This is a genomic window from Snodgrassella alvi (assembly GCF_002777855.1).
GTDB classification, from domain to species: domain Bacteria; phylum Pseudomonadota; class Gammaproteobacteria; order Burkholderiales; family Neisseriaceae; genus Snodgrassella; species Snodgrassella alvi_E.
On record NZ_MEIK01000002.1, the window covers coordinates 23,811 to 40,583 of the forward strand.

21 protein-coding genes are annotated in these 16,773 nt (G+C 45.7%); 20 read left to right on the forward strand and 1 reads right to left on the reverse strand.

Annotated elements, in window-relative coordinates:
* The first annotated feature begins 2 nt into the window (after positions 1-2).
* From BHC43_RS00385 to BHC43_RS00465, 17 genes are all read left to right on the forward strand, one after another.
* Positions 3-485, forward strand: coding sequence for an HK97-gp10 family putative phage morphogenesis protein (locus tag BHC43_RS00385; protein WP_100156154.1), 483 nt, complete (start codon positions 3-5; stop codon positions 483-485).
* A complete protein-coding gene (locus tag BHC43_RS00390; protein WP_100156155.1) occupies positions 473-829 on the forward strand; it encodes a hypothetical protein in 357 nt (118 codons plus the stop codon). The genes BHC43_RS00385 and BHC43_RS00390 overlap by 13 nt, the downstream gene beginning before the upstream one ends.
* 57 nt (positions 830-886) lie before the next feature.
* Entirely contained in the window at positions 887-1,567 is a 681-nt protein-coding gene (locus BHC43_RS00395) for a phage tail tube protein (RefSeq protein WP_100156156.1), read from the forward strand.
* 1 nt (position 1,568) lies between these two features.
* Positions 1,569-1,961 carry a hypothetical protein gene (locus tag BHC43_RS00400; protein ID WP_100156157.1) on the forward strand — a complete coding sequence of 131 codons (393 nt, stop codon included), beginning with the start codon at positions 1,569-1,571 and terminating at the stop codon, positions 1,959-1,961.
* A 5-nt stretch (positions 1,962-1,966) separates the two neighbouring features.
* Entirely contained in the window at positions 1,967-2,257 is a 291-nt protein-coding gene (locus tag BHC43_RS00405; RefSeq protein ID WP_100156158.1) for a phage tail assembly protein T, read from the forward strand.
* A gap of 98 nt (positions 2,258-2,355) precedes the next feature.
* Complete coding sequence (locus tag BHC43_RS00410; protein WP_144078723.1) at positions 2,356-2,556, forward strand: hypothetical protein; 201 nt, start codon at positions 2,356-2,358, stop codon at positions 2,554-2,556.
* Positions 2,541-5,747, forward strand: coding sequence for a tape measure protein (locus tag BHC43_RS00415; RefSeq protein WP_100156160.1), 3,207 nt, complete (start codon positions 2,541-2,543; stop codon positions 5,745-5,747). Before BHC43_RS00410 ends, BHC43_RS00415 begins: the two co-directional genes overlap by 16 nt.
* 33 nt (positions 5,748-5,780) lie before the next feature.
* Positions 5,781-6,368 carry a hypothetical protein gene (locus BHC43_RS00420; RefSeq protein ID WP_100156161.1) on the forward strand — a complete coding sequence of 196 codons (588 nt, stop codon included), beginning with the start codon at positions 5,781-5,783 and terminating at the stop codon, positions 6,366-6,368.
* Between the two features lie 15 nt (positions 6,369-6,383).
* Positions 6,384-8,528: a hypothetical protein gene (locus tag BHC43_RS00425; RefSeq protein WP_100156162.1), complete on the forward strand. Its 2,145-nt coding sequence runs from the start codon at positions 6,384-6,386 to the stop codon at positions 8,526-8,528.
* A 5-nt stretch (positions 8,529-8,533) separates the two neighbouring features.
* Positions 8,534-10,030, forward strand: coding sequence for a hypothetical protein (locus tag BHC43_RS00430; RefSeq protein ID WP_100156163.1), 1,497 nt, complete (start codon positions 8,534-8,536; stop codon positions 10,028-10,030).
* A gap of 8 nt (positions 10,031-10,038) precedes the next feature.
* A complete protein-coding gene (locus tag BHC43_RS00435) occupies positions 10,039-10,596 on the forward strand; it encodes a hypothetical protein (protein WP_100156164.1) in 558 nt (185 codons plus the stop codon).
* A 10-nt stretch (positions 10,597-10,606) separates the two neighbouring features.
* Positions 10,607-11,602: a hypothetical protein gene (locus BHC43_RS00440; RefSeq protein WP_100156165.1), complete on the forward strand. Its 996-nt coding sequence runs from the start codon at positions 10,607-10,609 to the stop codon at positions 11,600-11,602.
* 52 nt (positions 11,603-11,654) lie between these two features.
* Entirely contained in the window at positions 11,655-12,143 is a 489-nt protein-coding gene (locus BHC43_RS00445; RefSeq protein ID WP_100156166.1) for a hypothetical protein, read from the forward strand.
* Positions 12,143-12,469: a hypothetical protein gene (locus BHC43_RS00450; RefSeq protein ID WP_100140197.1), complete on the forward strand. Its 327-nt coding sequence runs from the start codon at positions 12,143-12,145 to the stop codon at positions 12,467-12,469. Before BHC43_RS00445 ends, BHC43_RS00450 begins: the two co-directional genes overlap by 1 nt.
* A gap of 74 nt (positions 12,470-12,543) precedes the next feature.
* The gene (gene bet / locus BHC43_RS00455) at positions 12,544-13,296 is read left to right on the forward strand and encodes a phage recombination protein Bet (RefSeq protein WP_218966435.1); all 753 of its coding nucleotides are present in this window, start codon (positions 12,544-12,546) and stop codon (positions 13,294-13,296) included.
* A 2-nt stretch (positions 13,297-13,298) separates the two neighbouring features.
* Positions 13,299-13,910 carry a lambda exonuclease family protein gene (locus BHC43_RS00460; protein ID WP_100156168.1) on the forward strand — a complete coding sequence of 204 codons (612 nt, stop codon included), beginning with the start codon at positions 13,299-13,301 and terminating at the stop codon, positions 13,908-13,910.
* Between the two features lie 11 nt (positions 13,911-13,921).
* Complete coding sequence (locus BHC43_RS00465) at positions 13,922-14,410, forward strand: single-stranded DNA-binding protein (protein WP_100156169.1); 489 nt, start codon at positions 13,922-13,924, stop codon at positions 14,408-14,410.
* Between the two features lie 55 nt (positions 14,411-14,465).
* Here the strand turns inward: BHC43_RS00465 and BHC43_RS00470 are convergent, their stop codons facing one another.
* Positions 14,466-15,281: an antA/AntB antirepressor family protein gene (locus BHC43_RS00470; protein WP_100156170.1), complete on the reverse strand. Its 816-nt coding sequence runs from the start codon at positions 15,279-15,281 to the stop codon at positions 14,466-14,468.
* A gap of 328 nt (positions 15,282-15,609) precedes the next feature.
* Between BHC43_RS00470 and BHC43_RS00475 the strand changes: the two genes are divergently transcribed.
* From BHC43_RS00475 to lysC, 3 genes are read left to right on the forward strand one after another with little or no spacing between them, the layout of a single operon-like run.
* Positions 15,610-16,041, forward strand: a complete 432-nt coding sequence (locus tag BHC43_RS00475) for a M15 family metallopeptidase (RefSeq protein ID WP_100156171.1) — start codon at positions 15,610-15,612, stop codon at positions 16,039-16,041.
* Between the two features lie 2 nt (positions 16,042-16,043).
* Positions 16,044-16,379 (forward strand): hypothetical protein, encoded by a 336-nt coding sequence (locus tag BHC43_RS00480; RefSeq protein WP_100156172.1) that lies wholly within the window; start codon positions 16,044-16,046, stop codon positions 16,377-16,379.
* Positions 16,333-16,533, forward strand: coding sequence for an Rz1-like lysis system protein LysC (lysC, locus tag BHC43_RS11040; RefSeq protein WP_100156173.1), 201 nt, complete (start codon positions 16,333-16,335; stop codon positions 16,531-16,533). Before BHC43_RS00480 ends, lysC begins: the two co-directional genes overlap by 47 nt.
* The last annotated feature ends 240 nt before the right edge of the window (positions 16,534-16,773 follow it).

Sequence of the window (16,773 nt, forward strand, 5' to 3'; positions counted from 1 at the left end):
CCATGGGCGTAAAAATAACTGTCAGCGGTCTAAATGAGCTGCATAAAAAAATGCAGAAGCTGATTAATGGCGTAAATGGCGAAATCAGCAAAAAAGCAACCGGCAGGGGGGCGGCGATTATCCGTGATGAGGCGGTTAAGGTCGCTTACAAAGCCCCTGCGCCATACCGTGTGTACAACAAAAACAGCACTGGCGGCAAGACAGCGACAGTCGTTCAGCCCGGACACGTCGCCCGCAGCATCATTATGAAGCGGCTGCCGCCTAGCGAACGTTTAGGGATGACCTCAAAGCATATTGTTACTGTTTCTAATTCTAAAGAAATCCCTAAAGGGGCTAGGCAGATTGCTACGTTTGTAGAGTATGGCATTAACATGCCGCAGGCACATCCCTTTATGCGTAATGCGTATGACAGCAAAAAAGGGGAGGGCAGAAAGGAGGCAGTTAAAGTTCTGATTCAGGGAGTTAAAAAGCAATGGAAGAAATAGCAGCTTTTTACAGCTTGATTGGGGATTTGTGTGGCGGGCGTGTGTATCCGGACTTTATTCCAGAACAGAACAGCGGTGCCGACCCGAATTGGTGGCCAGCTATGCGTTATACAGTGATTTCCGGACAAGTAGATGGAACAAACTGTTACCAACAGTTTAGACCACGCGTGCAAATAGACATTTATGCCAACAGTCCGCAGGAGCGCGCGCAATGCGTGGAGCAGGTGATGGCCATATTACAGGAAGCAGAAGAAATAGATTGTGACCTAAAGACCTCCCCTATTTTCTCATACGACATTGAGCGCAAGAAGTATCAAGCAACAATTGATTATTTAATTTTTTAGTAAGCAAATGATTTTTACCAGCCACGGGAAACCGTGGCTTTTTTTATGGAGTTAGATATGGCGCAAGCACCAAAAAAGACCCGAATAAGCACCAAGCGCGGTACGCCTTTTACCAATCAAACCGCTGTTTTTGATTTACCCGATGTCCCGACAAATGAAATTACCAATCTGAGTAACTCTAAGCCGGCTATTGCGACATCGCTGGCGCATGGTTTAAGTACATCAGATGCTATCTGGATTGAAAGTGAAACCAACAGCGCAATTAATGGGTATTACCTCGTGAGTGTCAATACGGAAGACTCTTTTGCCGTGATTGGATTAAATGGCGAAGATTTAGGCACCATCACCGATGCGAAATTTACAAAGCTAATCCGCTACCCGTTTTGTGATGCTTCAAGCATCAAAATATCGCCTATTAAAACTACAGAAAAAGACGTCACCACCAATTGCGATGAAGACCCCGTAACAGAAGTTCAAAAAGAATCAGGCACCATCAGTATGTCGGGATTATGGATGCCTGATAAAAAGGTACAGGACTTTTTAGAAGAGATGGCCGAAGAAACAGAGACAATATTTTTAACCGTGAAGCCTAAAAAAAGCAAAACCCTACGCGGCTATCAAGGCAAAATTACTAGTTTTGATCAAGACGGTAAAAGCGGCGATTTATGGCAATTCTCCATTGAATTTAAAATTATCGGACGTCAACGCAAACTAGATACCACCAGCGGAGTTATTTAACATGACCACAACCCATAACACAGAAGACCCAAAAGCCGCATTCATCAACAATGCGCGCCAGTATATGAAGTCCGTCATTAGTCCTGTTCCGGACATCGCCCCGTATGAGGGGTTGTTTGTCAAATTGCTCAGCGTGCGCGAAATGGCGGATTTTTTCCGGCGCTGTGACGAATTTGAAAATAGTTACGATGATGGCTTAAACGGCGTACGGGAAAAAGCCCTGATGATTTTGGATGGCACTGGGCAGCCTATGTTTCATCCTGACAATCGGGAGGACGTTGCCTTTCTGGCAGAATTGCCGAGCCAAGTATTAGCCAAGGTCAATGAATATTTTTTCCAGATTAACGGGGAGCAAGGGTTAAAAAAGCTGTCACAAGACGCGAAAAACTCATAATTGAATTGTCTTTTGCGTTGCATTTGCCGGCTTTTGAGATAGACAAATGGCCGGTAAGTGAATTTAATCGTTATGTAGCATATTACCAGCGTTACGGCTTTCCGCAGTGGCGAATTGAACAGTATTTTGCCTATAACACGCTTGTTACGGCACGTGCGGCAGGTAATGAGGATATCACGCTACAGGATTTATTGTTACCCAATGCCGCTGATGATGAATTTGACGAAGATGACGCCGGAGGCAATGCAGATGAAGTGGATGATGTAGACGCCTATCTGGATTCATTCGGGTTGTAGTAAGCCAGCGGCCTTGCGCCGCTGTTTTGTTATAGGTGCAAATATGGGATGTGATTGCAATCAAGGCGAACAGGCTAGGCAGGACAGTCGCAGCCGTTATGAGCAAAAAAAAGCAATTTGCGCTGGGTGTGCAGAAATTGTGCGTTGGGTACCGGATACAAAGCCTGATGCACCAATTAACACGTTTGATAGGTGCGGCCGCTGTGGGTGTTTCATCAAGCCTAAGGCCAGAATATGGGGGCTACACTGTCCGCTTGAAAAATGGTAGGGGAAAGGAGCCAGCATGTCTGATGATATAACCATAGGTTTCGGCCTTGATGCGCGCGGGTTTATTGCTGGTATACGCAGCACAGAAGAGCAGGCCAAAAAATCCACACAGGCCTTGATGCGCGCCTATCAATCTTCAGCAAGCAGCGCCAATGGCTTAAGTGATGCCGTAATTAATACGAGGGCACAAACCCTGCTTAATCTTGGCGTCACTATGAAGCAGGTAGAGGCGTTTAAAGAAACGGCTGTTTCAGTACGCAAGTATAAAGAAGAGTTAAAAAGGGTCGGGGAGGAATATCAAAATGATTCAGCGCGCTTAAACGCGCATTTGCTTGCCTATGGCAAACAGAATGACCTGTTATCACTCGCCACCATCAATACGCGCGAATTAGCCGCAGAGGAAGCGGCTTTAAATGCCGCCAGAAAGGCCAGACCGCAAGCCATAGAGCCGTCTCCTGCCAAAGTGGCCAAAGTAGAGTCTACCGCTCCGGCGGTCATTAAAGCTGGGGTGATAGATAGCAGCGGCCTGAATGACTTTAATTCGAAAGTTGATGCCGCCACCGCTAAAGTTAAAAGCTTAGCTATTGCCATGCTCGGTATTGGAAGTGCGCGTCAATTGTCCGCTATGGCGGATGAATGGACGACCGTCAATAACCGCCTGAAATTGGTTATCAGTTCTTCATATGAACTGAAGCAGGTTCGCGGCCAGTTAATGGCCAGCGCCAATAATACCGGTCAATCACTGGGTACAGTGGCTGAGTTGTATAACAAACTGGCCATGTCGCAGGCACAAACCGGAATCAGTGGCAGAAAGTTGCTGCAACTAACTGATACCATCAATAAAGCCATGGTCATCGGTGGCGGTTCTGCTGAATCTCAGGCCGCAGCACTGGTGCAGTTATCTCAGGCTTTTGCCTCCGGTACCTTGCGCGGTGAAGAGCTTAATTCAGTCCTTGAACAGGCGCCCGGATTGGCGCAAACCTTGGCGAAAGGGTTAGGCGTAACCGTTGGCCAGTTGCGCGCGCTGGCCGCCAATGGCAAGCTGACATCTGAGGCGGTGGCCAACGCCATTTTAAAACAGTCCGCCGATGTCAATGCCCAGTTCGGCAAGATGGACAAAACAATAGGACAATCTGCTACTTCGTTAAAAAACAAAGTCATGTCCTATGTTGGTGCGCTGAACGAATCCAGCGGCGCCACACGTAAAGCCGGTGCGGTCATGGAGTGGCTGGGCAATCATCTCGGCACCGTATCTACGGTGCTTAGTACCGTATCGGCCATTTATACCGGCAAATATGCTGCCTCTATTACCATGGTGATAGTGCGCAAGTATGCCGAAATATCCGCCTCAAAACAGTCAGCCGCGGCCATGCTGAAAGAGGCTGCCGCTGCCAAATTGCTTGCCGCTGCTAAGACAGGCGGGGCGGGCAATGCGGCTAAGGGAGGAGCCGGAGCCGCCAGCGCGTTAGAAGTCGCAGGAGGGGTGGCCAGCATGGCCAAGGGCGGATGGGTGGGGTTAGCTGCCGGACTGGCTACAGCGGCTTATGCTTACTATCAAATCCGGCAGGCCTCTAAAACGGTTAATGATTCCCTCCAGACGCAGATAGGTTCACTGGATGAACTGATTGCCAAATACAAGCAGGCATCTGATACCGGTAAACAGGCACTACGCAAACAGGCAGAAGACGCTTACGAGCAGTCCGCCCATGAATTCCGCAGCGGACTTGATGATTTACAAAAGAGGTACAACGGCCTAATGGGGATGGGGCAAACCCGTAATATGCCATTGGCTGAAATTGATAAACAAATCAAAAGCATAATTGCAGGAATTAACGCTGGCCGGATTAGCGCCGCAGAGGGTACGCAGCAGTTAAACAAATTGTTCGGAATCAGGCATGATTCTAAACTGGCGGGCGAGCTGGCTGTTCAGGCCATGGCACTCGAAGATGTCGCTAAAAAAGCCAATCAGGCGGCAGATTCAGTTAATGCTATGGGCGGGGTTGCGCCTAAGTTTAAAGCATCATCTGAGCAAATCGCGGCCGCGGCCCAGCAGACCAGCGCCGCCATTCAGAAGCTGATAGACGCCCAGAAAAAGAATATTGACCTGCTGCAAAAACAGAAGCAACTGATGGCCGGCGGGTTGTCTAGCGGGGTTGCCGAAGCGGTGGCCAAAGCGAATGCCGAGGGTATGACCGGCCAGAAGCTGAAAGAATACACCCAACAGCAAAAACAGCAAGAAAAATTACAGCAACAGATAGATGACATTAAATCCGTTGCTGATACTCTGCAATCACTGGGCAAAAGCGCCGAAGAAGCAAAGGCGGAATTAATTGCGGGCAAGGACGGCCTGACCTTGTTTCAGTTGTCTGCAAAGAATGCCACCAGTGCGCAGATTGAGCAGGCTAAACAGTTACAGGCGCAAAGCAAAGCATATAAAGAGCAGTTGCAGAATCAACAAACGTTAAAAGACATGATTCAGCAGGCGCAGGAGGCGCGCGCAGAACTGTTTGGCGGCAAAAATGCGTTAATTGCCTTTCGGATGGGGCTAACGCATGCGACCAACGAGCAAATACGGCAGGCTCAGGCGGTAAACGCATTAACTGAACAGATACAGAAGCAGAAATCTGTTTTAGCGACACTGGAGGGGCTGAAAGAACAGGTGGCCACGCTGGGTATGGATTCAGTCCAGCGGCAATTGTACGGCCTGCGCAAGGAGGGCGCGACGCCGGAGCAGTTGCGGCAGGCAGAAGCCATGCTGCGGCAAATTAAATCATTTGATGATGCGCAGAAAGATACCAAGGCCGCTGCCAAGGATTTATCGGATGCTGCTGCGGAGTTAAAGGATTCCAGCCGCAGCGGTGACGATACCAAGCAGCTAAGCATATTCAGCAAAGAATATCGCGACCGCGAAGAAGCGTACTGGACAAAGAAACGGCAGCAGGAGCGCGACGGCAGTGGCATTGGCTATCTGTCTGGCCGCGCATCAAATCCTGTGATGCAGAATTTAAACCCATCGCCATTGCCGACCAGCTTTAACCCGCCCAGTCAGATAAACAAGGACATGAACGAACTGTTAAAGGCCTCGGAGGTGGTGCAAATTGTATTAAGCGATGGGAAAAAAGATGTCACATTCAAAGGACTGTTTAACACGCCGGACGGGGCAAAACAGTTCAAAGATATTTTAAAAATTAGCTTACACAGTATAGCTAATGATATGAGATAACCGGCTAAGTGCCGGTTTTTTTGAGGACATTTTATGGCATTTACTTTATATACAGACGCCAAAATGACAACCGAAGCAAGCAGCCCTTATCAGCTCGACTTTAACGGGGTTGGCGTTAGTGATTTTAAACTGTTTTTTGGTAGCCCATATGTGTATGAGACCTTAAAGCCTAAGACTGACCAGCAAATCATGTTAATACCGGCCAGCCGGCTAAAAAAATGGCAGGCCGGCGGCGCGTATAGTTTTGGCAACATTGTTGAGCCTACTGTGGCTAATGGCTGTATGTATCAATGCTTAGGCAATGGACAGGCGGGCAGTAATGAGCCGGCATGGAGTACGGATTATGGCAGTGAATGCACTTCCGGCGGACTGGTATTCGTCAATCTTGGGGCAAAATTCCAGCCGACAGATATTCGCATGGCTTTAAAGCAATCCGACCTTGGCAGCGCCGTATCTGGTGAAGCCTTGGCCATTGGGACAGAGCTAAAGGGCGGTACGGCTATCCCTGTTTATATCAGGGTGACCAACTCTAATAACGCGGTACGCACAGACCGCACAGACCCGTGCATTAGCATCAGATTAAATGCAACCACAACCGAAACGGTTGTACAAACGGGCTAGCGATAGGAATAAAAAATGCTTGGCTTATCTCCACTTAATACATTCTTACTGGCTACGGCTGATAATGAACAGGGGGCAGAATATGCCGGCACGGAATTACTAAAGATTTGTTGTTCTGTGCATTCCAGACAGCAGACAGGGGAATTGTTAGCCATTTCGCGCAGTGTTTACCGTAAGGTAGATACCGGAGGGGACTTGCTGAGCATTGCCCGAATAGTTAACCCTGTGGCGGATGCCGAAATTTTACAATTAAGTCAGCATGTGCTTAATCGTGCGCACAACCGGTTTATGCGCGCCAATTTTGCCAAGGGGTTTGACGGCGAAAAATACGCAATACGTATATTTATTGCCGGCATTGAATTATGTAATGCAGTTCGCTCATGTGAAGTACATTTCACGGAAAAAGAATCAGCTACCGCAAATTTGTATTTACTGGAGCCCTGTGGCCAGCTTGATTTGTACCAGTACTATAACCAGCCCATTGTAATATTTGCGCAAACGGATAAATACTTATATCAAGTATTTTCTGGGGTTGTGGATATGCCCAAAATAGATTATTCGGAACGTTTGCGCAATATAACAGCCACTCATGACCGCAGTAAATCCGTGGAAAAAATGAGTTTGGATACTATCCATCACATCGGCTACTGGTCGGAATCAGTATTTGGAGAGGAAAAAAACTACGAAACCAAGAACGCACAGTTAACGGACCGTCTCAGCACTATTCCTGTTTCTTTTGATTATGATGCCAAGGGGCAGGGCCACTTAACTTCATGGTTGCCCAAAACCAAGGAAGATTGGCATCTGGGTGGCTGTGATATTTACTTAGAGAATATGAGTCTGGAGTTAAGTAGTGCAGTATCGCTGGTAAATCGGGTTGAAATAGAACTGCACCACCAGTATGACCGCCTGATACATCGGGAAATTACGTTTAGTTATCGTTATCTTAACTTCATGAGCGATTATGATTACATTGTTAGAGTGGCCGCAGAAAGTCCGGCGCCAAAGCTTGCCGATGTTGTCAGTGCCGCGAATGGAGGCGGGTGGATTACCGGAAAATGGGCAACGAAAGGGGCACCGCCTCCGGGATATTATAACGGCATCCTGTGGCGTGCCGCCGATTATCACTATTCCTATCAGCCTACAGGCGAAAAGGATAAAGACGGGAATAACATCGTTAATATCGTACAAACGGCGGACAGTAAAGACAGTGAATTATATGCCCTCTCCGCCTCGTGGCATGCCATTAAACGCTGGAAACAGGCGGTTGACGAAAAATACAGCATTGTCGTGCTTAATCAGCCATCTATATCCATACATGGAGAGAAAAAAGAGAAAGTAACGTACGGTATCAAACACGACAGCAACGAAGATAAAACCGCCAAAAACTGGGGCAACGAAAAGCATTACAAGCTACCCATGGGTGTATTGCAGCCCAATGGCGATTATGCGACCAACGTCGATAAGGTTATACCAAACGGATTTGCAAACGGTTATCAAGTTGCCGTGCAGATTGCTTATACAAGAATGCTGGAAAGTCACCGGCAAAACTGTATCAATCTGGATTGCAAGTTTTTGCCATTCATTAGTTTAACCGACACGGTACATATTCAAACTAATAGATTTAACGCAAACGTTAAAGTAGCTGCGTATAGTCACAGTTGGGATTTTAAAAGCAAGCGCGGAAAAACCACCTTGACCGGTAAATTCTTCATGAATCCGGCCAGCAACAGCAAAGAATTCAGCCCCGTATGTCAGCCGGTTAACCGGCCTGTTTTGCCGTCTGAGCCGTATCAGAACAAATTCATTTTAAAAGATTACGCTATTGCCTATGGCGTCGAAGTTATCGAACAAGACCCAGATGAAGATAAAAACGAAGATGAAGACGAAGATAAGGAAGACAAGCAGGACGAGGGCGGCTGGGCTGGTATTGGCCAATCTAAATTCAGGTTGTACAAGGCTAACGGCTATGTAAGGAAAGAAACCGGTTATATATTCAAAGGCAAAAGAGTCTTGCGCGGCCTCGCGTTTCGGGTAGAACTGCCGGATGTTGAGGAGAAAAGCACAGATACTTTGGATGTGAATGGGGTAAGTCAGATAATAAATGTTGATATTCCTCACAACGAGCCCTACGCGCATTTAACTTGTTTGAAAGGATAAATCATATGAGCCTAGAAGATGATTTGCGCACCATATTCGGGCACCTCAGACCCACCTACAAGCGCGCCCCTAATCGCCCGCGCCAATTAGGACAGGCTGGGGTGAGCATGATTAACGAGGGCAGCGACATGGATAAAAATACTTTATGTCTGGATATATATTCCATGCTGCGGTTTAATGAGAGCACGGGGTTACCCTCAATTAATAATGCTCGTGTGATTGATGGTTTATTCGACATCAAAAGCGGCCGACAGGTGCGCGTGTATTTAGACCCTACGGCGATTGTCTGCGATAACGTCACCAAGGTTAGCCAGTACACTTGGTACAAATTGCAGCTTAAAAACAAACACCGTGCCGTTGTTGATGAAAAAATATTTAAGGAAGATAAAAATTTATCTGATTACAGATACTGGATGAACCTTGACGTGCTGTCTGTAAATTTACGGGCATCGCCACAAGAATGCATATTGACGCGAGAATGGCTGAAAATTGATACCCTAAAAGATACCTTTTATAAAATGCTCACACAAACTGAGCTGAATGCCAATGCATTTTTCACCACGGTACCACTATCGGAAAACCTCTTAAACAGTAACCGCGACCAGTATACAAAGGCGGTCAAAGAAATAAACCAATACTTGACCGTTTATGTAAATAAGGCCAATGGATACGATTCTAACTTTAATTTAGAGCTGTATTTTAAGTACCAAAACCGGAACTCATTTGAAACCAATAGTGATAGTAATGACAACAAGAAAAATTGGCTGATTTATTGTATTGAACAGCACGCTGGTAAAAAAATACCTAAAATTGATGGAATGCCGCAGTTTTATAAATGGACGACGGCTAATGCGCCTATTTCTTACTACACGGCGTTTACTTGGACAATTAGCGCAAGTGAAGCATATTGGGGTATCCCGCCCGAAAACTTGAACGTATATGAAGCACGCTGGAAGTGCGCGGACGATTTGGCATATGGCGTGAAGATGATAAAAGACTACGCCCTGAAACAGGCTGAAATTAAATCAGATGAAGAAATTACCGCAGCAATCGCCCCTTATGTCAAATATGCTGACCATTACATACAGAGTATTGATTCTTCTGACGGGGCGCAGCAGTTCATGTATCAGCAGGATTTAGATTTTTATTACCGCGATAAATACGATGAAAAGGGCAATTTAACCACGGACAAAGATTACAAATTGTTCACCACCATTAAATCAGATGGTAAGTTAAGTCTGTGGAGTTTAGACATCTATCCCGATAGCGCCATCATTGATATTAAATACAATCCCAGCAAAGGTAAATTTATTCCGGCTCACCCGTTCGGGACAGATTTTCTGCCGCCGTCATTACAAGAGATGGATACGCTGGATTTACAAGACTCTTTAGGCAACCAATATCACATTACCCCTAATCAAAAGGGGTTTTTTCTTATCAGCGAACGACTGGCCGGCAAGCGGTGGACAATTGAGCGTGATGAGTATCAGCTTACAGAATAGGTAACAATATGCGATGGTATATCAATAACTTTAATGTTGCGTTACAACAGGAACTTGAAGCAGACAAACAAGGGGCAATGCTATTTTTAGATGACGTGTCCACCCAAAAAATAACGACCATTCTGCCGAATAGCAGCAGCGAATCGAATCCGCCGCATTTTATGCGGCTGACGTTGCAGCCTATTGACTCTTCGGGCTATGAATTAATAGATATCTGCAACATAGGCGGCATGCTCATGATTCTGCGCGCTGGGGTAGAAAATACCCAGCCAGCAGCATGGCCGATGGGGACGCGGGTGCTTTGCGCGGCGACTGCTCATGGATTCAAAACAACCGGCAATACTTACATCATCAACCGAGCGCTGGCCATGTACCCTGATTGGCAAAGCTTAACCATTGACGCCACGAACGGCACTAACCAGATATTACCGCCAGCTACTGGCGAGGCTGACAACCTGCCAATCGTTATCAGCAATATGCATGATGGTGATGAAATCATTTTGGAACTATGCGGCACCAATGATATAGCCGATATTCCGGTTTTTCTTAATGCAAGCAAGCTGTAAGAGGGTAAACATGAGTGTTTTAGTAAAAATATATGCCCATAACGGATGGCGTTATTATCAACCACTCGGCATCATCAATGCCCATAACGGCAGCCCCTCTGCAACTGCGCCCAGTCCTGTTGCGAGTTTACCGTTTACTGCTGCACAGTATGATGCCGGAACAGCATGGACGGATGCTGTCAACGGCAGAAATTATCTGGATGTCGGGGGCAATCAAGCCATGGGATTATATAAAATCAAGGACAATCCGGACGCCTTGGTATTACGCAGTTACCGCACCGATTCTGGTGTTCCTCTTAATCTCCCCATTAGCTCCACTTCATCAAAGTTATTTGGTAATGCACTGACATTAAGAATAAAAATAGGACAATTTACTGATGCCTCCATGATGTTATGTGTGTTGTACGGAGCAAAAGGCCGGCAAAATGAAAAATTAATCATAGCCGTAGAAAATTCGCAGATTGTTACCTATTATTTTAAATTAAATGATGAAGAAAATAATGTAGAAAAAACAGATACTAATATCTATATAAACGGAGACAATCAGTGGGCAAGTATCGGCTTTAATTTTCATAGCGGCGACCGCGCCGGACTGGCTGGGGTTTTTGTCAATGGGCAATATACAGAACTGAATATCAGCCCACTAGTACATTTGAATAATATGTGGCTGTTCGGCGTTAATCAAGACGAATCCCCAATTTGTCAAAACAAAGTTATATACCCGTTTAACGGCGCTATCTCGGATGTAAAGGTTTTTGAAAACCCATTAAGAGATGATGAGTTCGGCAGCGTGCTGGGCGGATATGACGATACTGCCGATATGGGTGCCCCTCTGACTGTGTTTGAAACCGGCGGCGAATTAATGCAAATGTTCATCAACGTTAAAAAATCGGATGTAAATGCACCGTCGATGGGTGATGGGGGCAGTAGTGGGTCGGGCAATACTGGCAACATTAATGACGCGACAAACGGAGGGCAATCGGGTAAGCAAGACCCCTTAGGCTAAACAATGAATTCAAACCGGCTTTTAGCCGGTATTTTTATGGAGTTTGATAGTTATGAAAAAGGCATTTAAATGGTTGCATAAGGCACTGGACTGGGTGGTTGAGTTCCGGTTTCTGCCGGCGTGGTTTCAGAATTTTTTGTTCGGTACCTGTACACGCGTCATTGAGATTACCAGCGGGTTAGTCATGTTGGGTTTTGCGGTGGTTTTTGCCTTGCATGGAAATGAAATGCTAAAGGAAGACCTTTACGAGAAATTTCAGCACCTGCACCCTGATGTACTGGTTGCCGTCCTGTTCATCGTATCTGTTAGCCAGCTAAGCGCTGCTGTCTTCCAATCCAGCCGCAGCAATATTATTTCAGGCTGCTTGCTGATATGGGCATCCTTAATCTGGTTCTTGATTGCAGGGGCATTTATTGCCGCCTATCCGCCTTTGTCTACGGGTATGACTACCTATACCGTACTGGCCGTAGTGTGTGCGCTGGCGGGTAGAAATCTCATTAAACACACTCAGCGAGTAGAAGACAAAAAAGGCGGTGAATAATGAATGAGGCATTCACCTTGGCCAACTGTTTCGCCCTTGGGGGCGGTTTTCTGGGTGCGCTGGTGGTATCGGATTACAAACGCTACGGGATAGTTTTAACCCTTACCTTTATTGTTATCGGCATGGTGTTTGCAGCTGCTGTTACCGAATATTACTTCACGCAGAATCATCCGTGGCTGTTTGCTGGCGTTGGCGTGTTTGCCGGCATGGCCTCCACTTCGCTATTAGATGCGTTCAAGGCTACCGCGCCAAGGATGGCACAAAGGTTAATCAATGCAGTCTGTAGTAAGGCAGAAAAAATAATAGGAGATAAGGACGACAAGTAGACAAATAGTACATTTGATTAAGTTACAAAATCAAAAGCCAGCTAATTAGCTGGCTATTTTTTATGGAGAACAAAGTGAATACACAATTGACAGAATTAAGTAACAAACTCGCAAAAACCTTTGATTTAGGAAGCGGTCAAGGATTAATAGAAACGCTTAAAAAAACAGCATTCAAGGGGGAAGTAACCCCCGAGCAGATGGCGGCCTTGTTAATCGTTGCTAATCAATACAAATTAAACCCATGGACATCTGAAATATATGCATTCCCAAGCAATGGCGGCATTACTCCGGTAGTAGGCGTTGATGGCTGGGCGCGGATTATAAATGCTAATTCGCAATTTGATGGGATGGATTTTGAATATAACGAGAATAGTTGTACTTGTCGAATTTACCGCAAAGACCGCGCCCACCCCGTTTCTGTTACTGAATTTATGAGTGAGTGCAGACGCAACACGCAGCCGTGGAAAACCCATCCTAACCGCATGCTGAGACACAAGGCAATGATTCAGGCGGCGCGATTGGCTTTTGGTTTTGCTGGAATTTACGACGAAGACGAGGCAGAAAGAATCAAAAACGCAAAAGATTGCGTGGGTGAAGATGAGCCTAACCCATTTGCCGGCGATTTACATAACCCTGAAAGGCAAAATCTAATAACGGAGGCTGAGCAAGTCGCACAGAAAGGCGATATTGATTTACTTCGTGAACATTTTAGAAGCTTATCAACAGAACAGCGCGCAATCATAGGCACGGATGAGATGGTACGCATATCTAATATTGCTAAAGACGTCGAATTAAATACCGTCGATGCGGAAATAAAGGAGGCTTAAAAATGGAGCAACGAACTGATGAATGGTTTGCCGCTCGGCTTGGTAAGGTAACAGGCAGCCGAATTGCCGACGTCACAGCAAAAATTAAATCCGGATATGCGGCAGCACGTAAAAATTATATGTCGCAGTTGCTTTGCGAACGCCTGACCGGCGTGCATGAAAGCATTTTTGTAAACGCAGCGATACAACGCGGCATCGACCTTGAGCCCAAAGCCCGTTCTAATTATATTCTTTTAACTGGAGAGTTAGTTGAAGAAGTCGGATTCATTAACCATCCTACCATTCAAATGTCTGGGGCGTCTCCTGATGGGTTGGTAGGGCATGATGGATTATTAGAAATTAAATGCCCTAACACATCTACACACCTAGATTTCATCAGAACTAAAAAACCTAAATCCGAATATATGTTGCAAATGCAATGGCAGATGGTGTGCACGGGTAGGAAATGGTGCGATTTTGTTAGTTATGATGACCGGTTACCAAAGAATCTTGCTTTCAGTTCTGTTCGTATTTTTAGGGACGATGAAAAAATAATCGAATTAGAAGCAGAGGTTAATAAATTTTTAGGTGAATTAGACGAATTAGCAAAATCTGTATTATTAATGGCCGCTTAAAGAGGGGTGCTATGTCTGTAAACAAAGTAATTTTAGTTGGTCGCCTAGGCCGAGACCCTGAAACGCGTTATATGCCCAGTGGGGATGCGGTAACTAATTTCCCCCTTGCTACTGATGAAAAATGGAAAGATAAAAGCGGGCAGCAACAGACTAAAACCGAATGGCATAATATTACGCTGTACGGTAAATTAGGGGAAATCGCCAGCCAGTATCTACGCAAAGGCAATCAGATTTTCATAGAGGGGCGGATACAAAGCCGTAAATACACCGGCAAAGATAATGTGGAGCGATTGGCCTACGACATCATCGGGAATGAAATGAAGATGCTAGGCAGTCGGGATGATGGCGCGCGCAGCGACAGAAATGGCTATGGAAGTCATGTCGCAGCCCCTGTGGCATCAGTGCCAACCTCGTCGCCCGCACCAACTCAGCGACAGCCGCACCAGTATCAGCAATCCCCGCCGGTGGTTGATGATATAGATGACGACATACCGTTTTAGCCGTTCAAGCTTGTAGCAAAGCCAGCTGATTAGCTGGCTTGAATCTGTTACACAATCAAATGATAACTTTAGGATGTAGTTCTTCAATAGGAACATCTAATCTTGAAAGGCTGCATTCACCGTGAATTACTCTAATACGTTTGGCTAGCTCAATCAGGTACTCGGCTTGCTGTTTAGTTTGCCGTAAGAGTTTCCTAAACACATCTGCATCAACGCAGTTATAGCCGTCAATGTTTTTGACGTATTCTACGGTAGCATTTTTAACGATGACGAGCCATCTACCATCTTGATTAAGCAAAGTTTGATTGTTAGTAGCAGGCTTAAACAGTTCAGGCGCATCGGGTATGCTTTGCAAGTATTTTAAGGCGGCAGTTAAATGTTTTACAGGCATCGATTTATAACTATCGATTTCCAAATACGCATGTAGTCCAGCGTATATCCTTTGGTACGATTCGCCTGTACGTTGGCTACGTTGTTCTACGGCCAACTGTATTTGCTGCGCCTGTTCTTGGGTGATGAGGTTGTTGATAACTAATTGGGGCTTACTATCATAACGCTCGCGTTCACATCGAATAAAATAGCGACGGACTTCGCGCCCCACCTCTGTCCGTTCGACCATTGCTAACTCTTTAGCCATGTTTAGCGAAAGGTGATAATCTTTTTTGCCTCTACCAAAACCTATTTCCCGATTTTGGGAAATAGCTACAAAGTCCTGATTTTCAACAAATCCATACTCTTTAATGCGCTCTGTGATCCATGTTGCAAACTTCCTGCCAACTTGCAAGGCTATATGCAAATCACGTGCGTTACAAAGAAGTTCGGTTTGAGTATTAAAGCTGCCTGAGAAAACAGGGACTAGAAAAGCGTTCATGATAGATTCCTTATGCAATTTGTTCTAAATACGCCAAATAGGCGGCCAAGAGGTTAGAACGTCCGCATAAGGAGACTGGAGTTATTCCCTGCAAGCAGGTCTTATATTCCTCGCCCTCTCGGCCAGAAAAAATCATACGTCATCAATTAAATGAATAGACATTTATAAAATTTTTTACAGGCACAAAAAATCACGCTAACGGGGTGATTACCGCTTATGCAGGAGGGTTCTAAACCTCTTTTTCAATCATGCCTAGTAAGAATCTAATTGTCAACTATTAATAACCAACAGCCTTTGGGCTGTTTTTTTATGCGTGAAAGGTTTTGATATGTACAAATTAAGTAAGCGTTCTTTAACTAATCTTCAGGGGGTAAATACTAACCTTGTAAATGTGGTTCAACGAGCCATTGAAATCGCCAAACAAGATTTCATGGTAACGGAGGGATTGCGCTCCCGTGAGCAATGTTGCATTAACTATGGCAAGGGTAGAACTGCCCAGCAATGTACACAGAAAGGTGTGCCGGCGAAATACGCACAACCCAACATTAGTAAAGTTACGTGGCTAAATAATCCTTTTGCGAGTAAGCATTCCCAAGGGCGCGCCGTAGATTTGGTACCTTATCCGGTAGACTGGAACGATTTGGCCAAATTCCGTTTAATCGCCGAAGCCATGAAGCAAGCCGCCAAGGAACTAAATGTCTCCATTAATTGGGGCGGGGATTGGCAGAAAACCAAAGATTATCCACATTTTGAGGTGTAGCCATGAAGAACGTTAATTACTTGGCCGCTGGCGCGTGGTTGCTGGCGGCCTTAATGTTTCTATTCATCATGCTTAGCTATGGCCACAAGCAATATGAGAACGGCTACCACAAAGGGAAAGACGAAACGCAAAGGCAATATCAAGAGGCTTTGGCCAAACAGCAGCAAGTGGCCCAGCAGGCCAGCCAAAATTACGAGAAACAAAAAGCAGAAAACGAGGTAAAACGAGATGAACGACAAGCGCAAGTTACAAAAATTGTTAGGGTGCCTGTGTACACTAATGTCTGTCTGGATGCTTCAGGGGTGCGCCTCGTCAACGAAGCCATTAGCAGCCGTTAATGTTCCGGCCAACCTTACCGAGCCATGCCCTGCATTAAGCCCGTTAAAGGGCTCAACAGGCGCCGACATTCTCCCGTGGGCAGTTGGGGTGGTAGAGAAGTACAATGACTGTGCGCGACGGCATAGCGCGCTAGTAAAAGCTGTCGGGGAGTAGCGCCTAAATTAAATAGCAATCGTGGTGCGCGGCGCCACGGTTGTAGAATATTAAATATAATTACATAAAATAAATTTGTGACAATTCTGTGACAGTAAAAGCTATTATTTTGCGAATATATAACTTGATATGTGTTTTTTAAAATCCTTTAAAAACTCCATAAAACGGGCGTTTGGGGCAATATGTGGCAGTAAGTAGTGTTATGTGACAAGTATGTAATATTGCATATTACTGGCACCA